The organism is Lysobacter sp. ISL-50 (genome assembly GCF_018612875.1).
In the GTDB taxonomy this organism is placed as follows: Bacteria; Pseudomonadota; Gammaproteobacteria; order Xanthomonadales; family Xanthomonadaceae; genus Lysobacter.
Genome location: NZ_JAGGRI010000011.1, coordinates 90,606 through 102,280, shown reverse-complemented (window position 1 = coordinate 102,280; position 11,675 = coordinate 90,606). Strand labels below are relative to the sequence as shown.

The following is an 11,675-nucleotide window of genomic DNA, read 5'->3' as shown; positions in this document are numbered from 1 at the left end:
CAAACGCTTCAAGCAAGAGCAAACGCTACAAGCAAGATCAAACGCTAAACGCTTCCGCCATGGAGCGGCGGGTCACTTTCTTTGTCCAAAGCCACAAAGAAAGTAACCAAAGAAAGGGCTTTGGGCTGTTTCGAGTCAAAAGCCACGAGTGCGGTGCTTGCGCAGGCAGGTGCCACATTGGGCATCCTGCCCAAGGTGGCACCCGGCGCACGTCCATGTGCGCCGCCCTTCGGGTGTCCCTGGTCTCGCGAGTTACAAGCTGCGCCCGGCAACAACAACAACAACAACAACAACAGCAACGGCAACGGCAACGGCAACGGAAGCCACCATTGTCAGTGCAATTTAGAATGGGGTTGTGGCGGTATCGCAACCGCAAAGCGGATTACGGTATGCGCCGGAAGCACGTCGCAGCCCGCAGCCTCAGCGCGCGGCGCTCAAGGTCGGAGCGTCAGCGCGCACCACCCGCGCCGACGGCAGCGCGCGCGCTGGTCAGCGCTTATCCGCCGCCATCTCCGCTTCAGCCTGCATCTCCAACTCATCCAGCCGGTCCAGCAGACGAAAGAGCGCATCGCGCTCGGCCGACTCGATCCCCGCCAACAAGCGCTGCTCGAACGCCAACGCCATCGGCGCGACCTCGTCGTAAATCTTGTAGCCGTCCGGCGACAACTGCAGCACCGAACGGCGACGGTCGTCGTCGTGGGTGTCGCGCTCCAAACGGCCGGCCTCGGTCAGGCGGGCGACGGCGCGGCTCACCGCGACCTTGTCCATCGCCGTGCGCTGCGCCACTTCGTTCGCGGACAAACCGGGGAAGCGGCCGAGTACGGCCATCACCCGCCACTCGGTCACGCTCAGGGCGTAACGCTCGGAATAGACCCGCGCGATCGCGCCGCTGACCCGGTTCGACAACACCGACAGGCGATAGGGCAGGAAATGGTCCAGGTCCAGCTCGGCATGCCGGGCCGGGCCGCGCGCGGCGGCGCGGACGGGGGGCGCGGTCGGGCCGGGGCCGGCCTGTTCAGGGTCGGAGGGGGCGGTGCCGGCCGGGCCGGACTGTGAGGGCGGTCGATTCATGCTGCACTGTGCCTTGCTTATGGTTTCATGTGAAACTATAACGACCCTTTCCCTGAGGCCGTCCGCAGCGGATCCGGCCGCCACCCGAGAACAATGCCATGAATGCACAGCCCAACCTCGGCATGCAGGTCACCACCTTCGAAAATCCGCTCGGCATCGACGGCTTCGAGTTCGTCGAGTTCGCCGCCCCGGTCGGCCAAGGCGAGCTGCTCCACGACTATTTCCGCCGCCTGGGCTTCACCGCCGTGCTGCGGCACAAGTCGCGGCCGATCACGGTCTACCGCCAGGGCGGGGTGAACTTCCTGGTCAACGAAAGCCCGGACAGCTTCGCCTCGGCCTTCGCCGACGCGCACGGCCCCTGCGCGGCCGGATTCGCGATCCGCTTCAAGAAGCCGGCGGCCGAGGTGCTCAAGGCGGTGCTCGGCAACGGCGGCGAAGCGGTGGGCGAGCGTGCCGACACCCGCGTCATCGACGCGCCCGTGGTCAAGGGCATCGGCGACTGCATGCTGTACCTGGTCGATCAGTACGGCGACAAGGGCAATGCCTACGCCGACTACGAGCCGATCCCGGGCGCGGACCAGAACCCGGCCGGGTTCGGCCTGACCTTCATCGACCACCTGACCCACAACCTGTACTTCGGCAACATGCAGAAGTGGTCGGACTACTACGAGCGCTTGTTCAACTTCCGCGAAATCCGCTACTTCGACATCAAGGGCGTCAAGACCGGCCTGGTGTCCAAGGCGATGACCGCGCCCGACGGCGTGGTGCGCATTCCGCTCAACGAGTCCAACGATCCCAAGAGCCAGATCAACGAATACCTGGACGCCTACAAGGGCGAGGGCATCCAGCACATCGCCTGCTTCACCGACAACATCTACGAGACCGTCGAGGCGATGCGCGCGCGCAATGTCGAGTTCCTCGATACGCCGGATACGTATTTCGACGTGATCGACATGCGCGTTCCTGACCATGGCGAGGACGTCGCGCGGTTGGCCAAGAACAAGATCTTGATCGACGCCGACCCGGAGACCCATCAGCGCAAGCTGCTGCAGATCTTCACCAAGAACGCGATCGGCCCGATCTTCTTCGAGATCATCCAGCGCAAGGGCAACGAAGGCTTCGGCGAGGGCAATTTCCAGGCCCTGTTCGAGAGCATCGAGCGCGATCAGATGCAGCGCGGCGTACTATAAGGCTTCCTCATCACAAGGCTGTGGGCATGCTCAGGGAACTCGTCGATCGCTTGACCTTTCGCGAACTGGAATCCGAGGAAGTGGATTCGCTGGTCGCTTCGATCGAAGGCGCCGGAAACGATCCGGACTTCGACTGGATGGAAGACCCCTCGCCCGAAGAGGTGAGGCAGACCGCGCTGGTGTTCCGGCTGATGCAGCACTTCGCGGTCGGCGACAAGATCGACGAGGTGCACGAGCAGATCAGCGACTGGTTCGACCCGCCGCTGCCGGACTTTCCGCAAGGCGAGAACGGTTCCAAGTGGCTGGTCAGCGAGTATTTCGCCTGGCTCGACCCGCTGCTGGCCGAGCGCGAGGACAACGGTGGCTACGAGACGCTGGTGATCGACGACCGTATCAGCGACAACTTGAACGTCATCATGGTGTGGCGCGCGGATACGCCACGAATCCTGGAGCTGGCGACGCAACTGGCGCTGGTCATCGACCGCACGCACCCCTACGTGCTCAGCCGCGCCCTGGGCATGTAAGGGGCGCCGGCTCGCTCGTATCGATTCACCGCCGTATGCATCACCACCTGCGTCACGACCCGATTGCGCGCCGCCCGCGGCGCGGCGTCCAACAGCCCAGCGAGCCCGTATGAGCACCGCAGCCACCGACATCGACAACGTCATCCCGATGCCCAGCACTGACAGCCTGCGCCAGCGTCCGCGCGGCTACATGAGCGGGTTCGGCAACGAATTCGCAAGTGAAGCGGTGGCCGGCGCGTTGCCGGAAGGGCAGAACTCGCCGCAGCGCGTGGCGATGGGCTTGTACGCCGAGCAGCTCAGCGGCACCGCGTTCACCGCGCCGCGCAAGGAAAACCGGCGCAGCTGGCTGTACCGCATTCGTCCGGCGGCGATGCACGGCACCTTCTCGCAATATCGGCAGCCTCAGTTCCATAACGAGTTCGGCGACGGCCCGGTTTCGCCCGACCAGTTGCGCTGGGACCCGCTGCCGTTGCCGCAGGCGCCGGTCGATTTCGTCGATGGCCTGTACACGATGGCCGGCAATGGCTCGGCCGCGGGCCAGCATGGCTGCGGCATCCATCTGTACGCCGCCAACCGTTCGATGGAAGGCCGATATTTCTACGACGCCGACGGCGAGTTGTTGATCGTGCCGCAACACGGCCGCCTGCTGATCGGCACCGAGTTCGGCGCGATCGAGGTCGAGCCGTTCGAAGTGGCGGTGATTCCGCGCGGCGTGCGCTTCCGCGTCGAGCTGCCCGACGGCGCTTCGCGCGGCTACGTGTGCGAGAACTTCGGCGCCGCGCTGCGGTTGCCCGACCTGGGCCCGATCGGTTCCAACGGCCTGGCCAATTCGCGCGATTTCCTCACCCCGCACGCGGCCTACGAGGACATCGACGGCGAGTTCGAACTGGTCGGAAAATTCCAGGGGCATCTGTGGCGCGCCGACATCGGCCACTCGCCGCTGGACGTGGTCGCCTGGCACGGCAACTACGCGCCGTACAAATACGATCTGCGCCGCTTCAACACCATCGGCTCGATCAGCTTCGACCATCCCGATCCGTCGATCTTCACCGTGCTGACCTCGCCCAGCGATACGCCTGGCACGGCCAATATCGATTTCGTGATCTTCCCGCCGCGCTGGCTGGTGGCGCAGCACACCTTCCGGCCGCCGTGGTTCCATCGCAACATCGCCAGCGAGTTCATGGGACTGGTGCACGGTGTGTACGACGCCAAGGCCGGTGGCTTCGCCCCGGGCGGCGCTTCGCTGCACAACTGCATGACCGGGCATGGGCCGGATGCGGAGACGTTCGAGAAAGCCTCGCATGCCGACCTGAGCAAGCCGCATGTGATCACCGACACCATGGCTTTCATGTTCGAGACCCGCGCGGTGATTCGTCCGACCGAGCAGGCGTTCGATGCGGCGCACCGGCAGCGCGACTATCAGGCGTGCTGGGCGGGGTTGCGCAAGCATTTCGATCCGAATCGGAAGGAGTGAGCGTAGCGGTCGCCGGTCTCGTGCGAGGGCTTTTGTGTGAGGGGCTTTTGTGGGAGGGGCTTCAGCCCCGATGCTCTTCGCTCCGATCGCTTGGAACTTCACTACTTCTGATCGAAGAGCATCGGGGCTGAAGCCCCTCCCACAAAAGCCTCACGCCGCTTCTCGCCGCGTTCACGTAAAAACGCTAGGCTGCTTCGGCCATTCGAATCGCGCCCCGGGCGCCGGAGTTCCGCCGATGACACACACGCCGACGACCTTCGCACCGACCCGCGCCGCTTTGCTCGCCGCGATGGCGTTGAGCCTGGGCCTGAGCGCCTGCCAGCGCGAGGCGGCGCCGACCGCCGCGACGCCCGCGGCCGACACCGCGCCGGCGGTCAATCCCGCGCCGATCACCGATCAACCCGCTGAAAACGTGCCGCCGGCGACCGCGCCGGTGTCCAACCCGCCGCCGGCCGCGAGCAGCACGCTCGCGCGCTTCGACGGCTACGGCGACATGCGCTTCGGCATGAGCGTGGAGCAGACCAAGCAGGCCTGGGGCGGCGAACTCAAGGGCAAGCCCTCGGCAGACAGCACCTGCTATTACCTGCTGCCGATCTGGGTGAACAATGCGCGCGAGTTCGGCTTCATGGTCGAAGACGGCAAGTTCGCGCGCGTGGACGTGGGCGGCGACAAAGAAGTCGCGCCCGGCGGCGGCAAGCGCGGCATGAGCGCGGACGACATCCGCCGTTTGTATCCGGGCAAGGTCGAAGAGCAGCCGCACAAGTACGAGCAGGGCGGCACGTATCTGCGCGTGGCCGATCCGGCCGGCGGCGCCGGTGTGCTGGTGTTCGAAACCGGCGCCGACGGCAAGGTCGGTCGCTGGCGCATCGGCGTGCCGCCGCAGGTGGACTACGTCGAGGGTTGTTTCTAGCGCGCCGCTCCCGGCGCGGTGGCCGTCGCCGCCGGCGTTGACCGCCGGCGGACGAACCGGCCCGCCCGGGCATAGAATCGGGTTCGGAACGCTCGCGCCGGTAGTGCGCGAATCATTGATCGCAAGGGGATGACCGCCATGTTCGAAGCCGTCGGCTTGTTCGTATTGGGCCTGTTTCTGCTGGCTCTGGGCGGCGATTCGATCGTCAAGGGCGCGTCCGGCCTGGCCCAGCGCTTCGGCGCCTCGCCGTTCGCGGCCGGTCTGGTGCTGGTGGCCTTCGGCACCTCGCTGCCGGAACTGGCGGTCAATCTGCAGGCGGTGCTGCGTGGGCAGCAGGCGCTGGCGCTGGGCAACGCGGTCGGCAGCAACGTGGTCAATTTCGGCCTGACCCTGGGTCTGGCCGCGCTCGCGGCGCCGCTGCTGGTGCGCTGGCGGGCGCTGGCGCCGCTGTTGCTGGTGCTGCTGGTGGGCACGGCGGCGGTGATCGGCCTGAGCCTGGACGGCGCGCTGAGCCGGGCCGAGGGCCTGGGCATGATCGTGGTGTTCGTCGCGGTGGTCGCCTTCGCGGTCGCACGCACGCGCCGCGAGACGCCGGAGCTGCAGGACGCGATCGCCGCGTTCGCGCAGACCCAGACCCATCTGGGCTTGAATCTGGTGCGGGTGTTCATCGCTGCGGTGCTGTTGCACATGGGCGCGTATCTGATCGTCGGCGGCAACGGGCTGTGGAGCTTCGCCGCCGCCGCGCCGGCCGTCGCGGGCGGTTTCGGTTCGCCCAACGCGGCGATCATCGGCGCCGGCCTGGGCCTGTCGCCGCTGCTGACCGGCTTGTTGCCGGTCGCGATCGGCACCGCCTTGCCGGAAGTCGCCGCCGCCATCGCCGCGGCGCGGCGCGGGCAGGGCGACATCGTGGTCGGCCACGTGATCGGTTCGAGCCTGTTCAATCTGCTGATCGTGCTCGGCGGCATGGCCGCGCTGCACACGGTGCCGTTGCCGGAATCGTTCGTGCGTTTCGAACTGCCGGCCGCGGCGGTGTTCGCGCTGATGCTGTATCCGATGCTGCGCGGCGATCTGCGGGTGAGCAAGCGCGAGGGCGGGATCTTGCTGGCCGGGTTGCTGGCGTGGGTGGCGTTCGAGTTGGTGATGTTGCATCACTGATCCGGTTCGGATCGCGGATATCGCTGAGTAGCCGCGGTTCTCCCTCGCCCGCGCGCGGGCCGGGGTTCCGCGTACCCTCATCCGCCCCCGGGCCCCTTGTCCCGTAAACGGGAGAAGGGAATAAGCCGCGCATCCACAAACCCCATGCAACCCTCACCCCTATAATGGCCCGATGAGCGAACTCACCTCCTCGCCGCGCCTCACGCGCCGCGCCCTGCGCGCACTCAGCGAATTCTTCCGCCTCGAAGCCGCTGGCGGCATCGTCCTGATCGGCGCCGCGGTGCTGGCGCTGATCGCGGCCAATTCGCCGCTGCACGAGGCCTACGAAGCGTTCCGCCAGATTCCGGTGCAAGTGCGCATCGGCGCGCTCGACATCAGCAAGCCGCTGCTGCTGTGGATCAACGACGGGCTGATGGCGATCTTCTTCCTGGTCGTCGCGCTGGAGATCAAGCGCGAAGCCCTCAGCGGGCAATTGGCCGAACGCTCGCAACTGGTGCTGCCGTTGCTGTGCGCCTGCGCCGGCGTGATCGCGCCGGCGCTGTTGTTCTACGCGCTCAATCACGGCGATGCCGCGTCGATGCGCGGCTGGGCCGTGCCGACCGCGACCGACATCGCCTTCGCGCTGGGCGTGCTGGCGCTGCTGGGCTCGCGCGTGCCGGTGGCGATGAAGCTGCTGTTGTCGACCATCGCCGTGGTCGATGACCTGATGGCGATCCTGATCATCGCGTTCTTCTATTCGCACGGCATGTCGGTCGCCGCCCTCATCTGGGCCGCGGTCGCGCTGGCGGCGATGTGGCTGCTCAACCGGCGCGGAGTGAAGTCGCTCGGGCCGTATCTGGCGCTGGGCGTGGTGCTGTGGGTGTGCGTGCTCAAGTCGGGCGTGCACGCCACCTTGGCCGGCGTCGCCACCGGTCTGATGATTCCGCACATCGACAAGCGCAACAACATCGACGACGCCCACGAGCATTCGCCGCTGGAAACCCTGGAGCATGCGCTGCATCCGTGGGTGGCCTACGCGATCCTGCCCTTGTTCGCCTTCGTCAACGCCGGCCTGTCGCTGAGCGGCGTCAAGCTGGAGGACGCCACCGCGGCGTTGCCGATGGGCATCGTGCTGGGCCTGGTGATCGGCAAGCCGGTCGGCATCGTCGGCGCCGCGGTGCTGATGCGCGCGCTGGGCTGGGCGCGTTTCCCCAACGGCATGGACCTGCGCGCGATGATCGGTCTGGGGCTGATGTGCGGTATCGGTTTCACCATGAGCCTGTTCATCGCCTCGCTGGCCTATCAGGACCCGGCGCTGTACGAGGAAGCGGTTCTGGGTATCCTTGCCGCCTCGCTGCTGTCGGCGGTGATCGGCTTCGGTTGGCTGCGCGCGGTATTGCCGGTGCGCGGCGCCCAGGATTGAGTGCATGAAACATGCTTTGGTGTTCGGCGGCAGCGGCCAGATCGGCCTGCCGCTGCTGCAACGTTTGTCCCACGCCGGTTGGCGGGTGACCGCGATCTCGCGGCACGAACAATTCGATCGCCCCGGTCTGCACTGGCTGCAGGGCGATCTTGAGCAGATGCCGGAATTGCCGCCGCGGGTGGATGCGATCTTCAGCTGCGGTCCGCTGCTGAAGTTCGCCCATTGGTATGCGCAGTCCGGGATCGAGGCCACGCGGGTGATCGCGTTCGGCTCGACCAGCGCCGATACCAAGCGCGGCTCGGCCGATGCGGAAGAACGCCGCGTGGCCGGCGAATTGCGCGAAGGCGAGGCGGCCTTGTTCGCCGCCGCGCAACCGCGCAGCGACGCGGCCACGGTGCTGCGTCCGACCCTGATCTACGGCGCCGGCCGCGACGCGACCCTGACCCGGATCGCCCAGCTCGCCAAGCGCCTGAAGTATTTCCCGCTGCCGCGCGGCGCCAACGGCCTGCGCCAGCCGGTGCACGTGGACGATCTGGCCGACGCCGCCTTCGCCGCGCTGACCGCGCCGGCGAGTTTCGGCAACACCTACGCGGTGCCGGGCGGAGAGACCTTGAGTTATCGCGACATGGTCGAACGCACGCTGGCCTGCCTGCGTCCGCCGGTGAAGCTGGTCGAGTTGCCGTCGCCGTTGTTCAACCTCGCGCTGGTGGCCGCGCAGGCCGCCGGCCGCGCGACCGGGCTGGGCGAAGCGGCGGTGCGGCGCATGCGCACCGACATGACCTTCGACGCGGCGCCGGCGCGGCGCGATTTCGGTTATGCGCCGCGCAGCTTTCAGCCGAGCGCGGAGATGTTCGAGACGCCGCGCGAGTAAGCGCCCGAGGCAGTGGTTGTGGGAGGGCTCTTTGTGGGAGGGCCTTCCTCCGCGCAGCGCCCCGAGCCGGGGCGCTGCGCGAGACGATCAGCCGCCGTTGGCCGCTGCCGCCGTTTCCGTCGTAGCCACCGCCGCCGGAGTCGCCGGCGCCGCGGCCGGAGCCGGAGCCGGAGCCGAACTCACGCAGCCCGACAGGACGCCTTCGACATCGCTGCCGATCGCGCGCACCGCATAGCCATAGGTCTTGCCAGCGGCGATGAGGCCGTCGCTGAGGCTGGTGCCGGTGCCGGCCGCGACCAGGCGATAGGCCTTGGCGCCCACGGCCGGACAGCCGCCTTCGGCGCGGTAGAGCTGGTAGCCGGTGGCGTCGGCGACCGCGCCGAAGCTGAGCGAGGCGCTGGTGGCGTCCGCCGCGCGCGCGGTCGCGCTCAGTTCGGCCGGAGCAGCCAACTGCGCCTTGCCGGCCGCCGGCCCGAACGCGCCGGACACCGCCAGCGCATAACCCTGGCGATCGCTGCCTGCCAGCGACTCGCCCGCGCCCGGCACCGCGGCGCCCTTGATGCGCAGGATGTATTTGCCGGCGGTCGGCGCGGTCAGTCGGACCTGTTCGACGTTGTTGAGCGCGTCGGTGTGAGTGGCGCCGGCCACGGTGCAGCCCGTCTGGGTTTCCGAGCGGGTCTTGGTGCAGTACTCGGTCGAAACGCCGGCGGTGAGCTGGTTGCCGCGGTAGATGCGACCGTCCGGCCCTTCGACTTCCAGGTCGAGGTTGTTGACCAGAGCCAACGCCGCACCGGTCGTGGCCGGCGGATCGGTCCAGGTCAGGGTGATGCGTAACTCCTCGCCCGCGCGCACCGCGGCGATTTCGTACTCGTTCGAGTCGCCGGTCTTCAGGCCGCTGCCGTTGCCGCGTTCGAACAGGCGCAGGCGGCGCTTGTCGTCGCCGCCGGTCTTGGTGCTTTTGAACCACAGGTTGCCGTCCAGCCACGGCCGGCCCCAGCCGCCGCCGACGATCGGCCAGTCGGTGCTGCCCTTGTTGACATAGCTGGAAGCGTTGGCCGAATCCTTCACTGGCTGCGTTGCGTTCAGCAGCACCGCCTTGAGCAAGGCCGAACTCGGGACGATCCCATCGGCGGCGTTGCGCGCGCCGGACGGATAGAAGCCGTCGGTGAAGTACTGGCGCACGAGCGTCGCGGCCGCGCTGATCGCGGGCGTCGCCATCGACGTGCCGGTCTTCGTGGCCGTCTTCGGTTTGTAGAGCGCCTTGTTGACATCGGTGCTGGTTTGATAAGCCACCGAAACCACGCTGCTGCCCGGTGCCATGATGTCGGGCCTGAAGCGTCCATCCAGCGTGCCGCGGGCGGAGTAGTCGGCGACGTCTTTCGACGAGCCGTGGCCCAGCGCGCCCACCACGAGAAGGTTCTTGGCCGCGGCCGGATCGCCCATGCTGTTCCAGCAACGGCCGCCGCGGTAATCGCTTTCGCCGCAAACCAGGCGGTCGCCGCTGGATTGCGTAGTGTCGGCGTTGCCGGTGTTGCCGGCGGATTTGACCACCAGAAGATCGTCGTTGCGATAGGTCGCGATGTCCGCCGAGCGCGACAGTTGCGCGTACGTGCCGTATGTAGCGCTCCAGCTGTCGCTGTGGATTCGCGCACCCGCGGCATGAGCCTGATCGAGCAGCTTCTGCAGCGGGTAAGCGCCATCGTCGTAAGTGAGGAACTCCAGACTCGTTCCCAGCAGCTGCGCGTTCGGCGCGATGCCGTCGGCCGCATCGTGATTGGCTTGGCTCTCGCTCGACGCTGCGTACTGGCTGGTGCCGTATTTTCCGGACAGGTCGCCGGCGATGGTGCCGGCCGTATGGGTCCCGTGGTCTTGTGCCCCGTCCACTTCATTGGGTTTGACCCAGAAGCCGATGATCTTGTTACCCGGATGCAGCGAGCCCAATGCGAGCGCCGCCCCGTCGGTGGACGCGGCGATCTCCGAGCGCGGCGTGATGGCGATGGCCGCGGTGTCGCTGTCGGTCTTGCGCTGGTAGACGAAGGAAGCTTCGTCGCGGTCGATTCTCGAATCCAGCAGGCCGACGATCTGGCCCGCGCCGACGATGCCCTGGTCCCACAAAGGCGTCGCCCCGGCGACTTTGCCCGTGCCTGGCTCGGAGGTCGACCCCGGTGTGTAATTGCTCTGCAACACCGGAATGGTCGCGGTGTTGTCCAGTTGCGGCCCCACGTACAGGCTCAGCTGCTGCACCGCATCGAGCTGGCTCAACGCCGACAGGGCCTCGGCCAGCATCTTGCCGGGCACCTCAAGGTTCAAGGCCGGCGCTTCGGCATCGTTGAAGATATTGCCCACACGGGCGTCGGGCAGGCGCGACTGGATCGCCTGGGCCGCGCGCCGCGCGTTCTCGCGATCGAACAAGGTCGCCACCAACCGGGTCGGGCCGGCTTGATCGGTGGAGGCCACGTGTTGCAGCAGGCCCGGCGCGAGTTTCATGTCGGAGCGGTAACCGCCTGCCCAGCGCACGCCGCTCAGGCCTTGCAACCCGGCGATGCCGCCGCGGTTGTCGGCGCGCACCAGATAGGCGTTGTTGGGCACGTAGCCCAGGATCGTCGCGCCGCTGCGTTCCAGCGCCTCGCGCGGCGACTGCGCGCCCGCGGCGAACTGCACGATCGCGTAGCGCTGCGACACCGAGACACCGGCATTGGGCGCGTTCTGGCGGGTGTCGAGTGGATCGAACAGGCCCGATTGCAGGATCAACTGGTGCGGATCGCGCACGGCCGCGCCGATGCTGGCCGGGCCGGGCTGCGCGACGCCGCTGGGCGGCGTCACGGCGGACAGCCATTGCTGACGCGCGCGGCGCGCGGCCGGATGGTCGGCTTGGCCGTCGCCGGTGTCGGCTTGCGCGACGGTACTGGCCGATCCGGTTTGCGCGTAGTTGGTATAGGCCAGGCCGCCGAGTGCGACGGCGACGGCCGCGGCGATGCCGCTGCGGATCAGCTTTCCTCTCTTGCTCATGCGATTCCCCTGCAGTGCGGTTGAAGTCGGAGGTGCGAACCGCCGCGCAACGCGGGAGCGTCGGTTCGG

General features: G+C 67.5%; 9 protein-coding genes. 7 read left to right on the top strand and 2 right to left on the bottom strand.

From position 1 onward, the window contains the following. Positions 1 to 489: 489 nt before the first annotated feature. Positions 490 to 1,071 carry a MarR family winged helix-turn-helix transcriptional regulator gene (locus J7J50_RS07805; RefSeq protein ID WP_215059652.1) on the bottom strand — a complete coding sequence of 194 codons (582 nt, stop codon included), beginning with the start codon at positions 1,069 to 1,071 and terminating at the stop codon, positions 490 to 492. A 98-nt stretch (positions 1,072 to 1,169) separates the two neighbouring features. Between J7J50_RS07805 and hppD the strand changes: the two genes are divergently transcribed. The 7 genes from hppD to J7J50_RS07770 all read left to right on the top strand — a co-directional run bounded on the left by hppD (position 1,170) and on the right by J7J50_RS07770 (position 8,597). Beyond that, on the top strand, positions 1,170 to 2,261 hold the full coding sequence (gene hppD, locus J7J50_RS07800; protein WP_215059649.1) for a 4-hydroxyphenylpyruvate dioxygenase: 1,092 nt from the start codon (positions 1,170 to 1,172) through the stop codon (positions 2,259 to 2,261). 26 nt (positions 2,262 to 2,287) lie between these two features. Further along, entirely contained in the window at positions 2,288 to 2,785 is a 498-nt protein-coding gene (locus J7J50_RS07795; RefSeq protein ID WP_215059647.1) for a hypothetical protein, read from the top strand. Between the two features lie 190 nt (positions 2,786 to 2,975). Next, positions 2,976 to 4,259, top strand: coding sequence for a homogentisate 1,2-dioxygenase (gene hmgA / locus J7J50_RS07790; protein ID WP_215059658.1), 1,284 nt, complete (start codon positions 2,976 to 2,978; stop codon positions 4,257 to 4,259). A 289-nt stretch (positions 4,260 to 4,548) separates the two neighbouring features. Beyond that, complete coding sequence (locus tag J7J50_RS07785) at positions 4,549 to 5,169, top strand: lectin (protein ID WP_215059656.1); 621 nt, start codon at positions 4,549 to 4,551, stop codon at positions 5,167 to 5,169. A gap of 129 nt (positions 5,170 to 5,298) precedes the next feature. After that, on the top strand, positions 5,299 to 6,324 hold the full coding sequence (locus tag J7J50_RS07780) for a sodium:calcium antiporter (protein WP_251047316.1): 1,026 nt from the start codon (positions 5,299 to 5,301) through the stop codon (positions 6,322 to 6,324). 172 nt (positions 6,325 to 6,496) lie between these two features. After that, positions 6,497 to 7,726 (top strand): Na+/H+ antiporter NhaA, encoded by a 1,230-nt coding sequence (nhaA, locus tag J7J50_RS07775; protein ID WP_215059642.1) that lies wholly within the window; start codon positions 6,497 to 6,499, stop codon positions 7,724 to 7,726. A gap of 4 nt (positions 7,727 to 7,730) precedes the next feature. After that, positions 7,731 to 8,597, top strand: a complete 867-nt coding sequence (locus J7J50_RS07770) for a nucleoside-diphosphate sugar epimerase (RefSeq protein ID WP_215059640.1) — start codon at positions 7,731 to 7,733, stop codon at positions 8,595 to 8,597. Between the two features lie 87 nt (positions 8,598 to 8,684). Here J7J50_RS07770 and J7J50_RS07765 read toward each other — a convergent pair whose 3' ends face one another. Beyond that, positions 8,685 to 11,606 carry a S8 family serine peptidase gene (locus J7J50_RS07765; RefSeq protein WP_215059638.1) on the bottom strand — a complete coding sequence of 974 codons (2,922 nt, stop codon included), beginning with the start codon at positions 11,604 to 11,606 and terminating at the stop codon, positions 8,685 to 8,687. Between the last annotated feature and the right edge of the window lie 69 nt (positions 11,607 to 11,675).

Bases quoted from the DNA above. Each gene is read 5' to 3' on its own strand.
- J7J50_RS07805 (WP_215059652.1), bottom strand. From the start codon at position 1,071: ATGAATCGACCGCCCTCACAGTCCGGCCCGGCCGGCACCGCCCCCTCC.
- hppD (WP_215059649.1), top strand. From the start codon at position 1,170: ATGAATGCACAGCCCAACCTCGGCATGCAGGTCACCACCTTCGAAAAT.
- J7J50_RS07795 (WP_215059647.1), top strand. From the start codon at position 2,288: ATGCTCAGGGAACTCGTCGATCGCTTGACCTTTCGCGAACTGGAATCC.
- hmgA (WP_215059658.1), top strand. From the start codon at position 2,976: ATGAGCGGGTTCGGCAACGAATTCGCAAGTGAAGCGGTGGCCGGCGCG.
- J7J50_RS07785 (WP_215059656.1), top strand. From the start codon at position 4,549: ATGGCGTTGAGCCTGGGCCTGAGCGCCTGCCAGCGCGAGGCGGCGCCG.
- J7J50_RS07780 (WP_251047316.1), top strand. From the start codon at position 5,299: ATGACCGCCATGTTCGAAGCCGTCGGCTTGTTCGTATTGGGCCTGTTT.
- nhaA (WP_215059642.1), top strand. From the start codon at position 6,497: ATGAGCGAACTCACCTCCTCGCCGCGCCTCACGCGCCGCGCCCTGCGC.
- J7J50_RS07770 (WP_215059640.1), top strand. From the start codon at position 7,731: ATGAAACATGCTTTGGTGTTCGGCGGCAGCGGCCAGATCGGCCTGCCG.
- J7J50_RS07765 (WP_215059638.1), bottom strand. From the start codon at position 11,606: ATGAGCAAGAGAGGAAAGCTGATCCGCAGCGGCATCGCCGCGGCCGTC.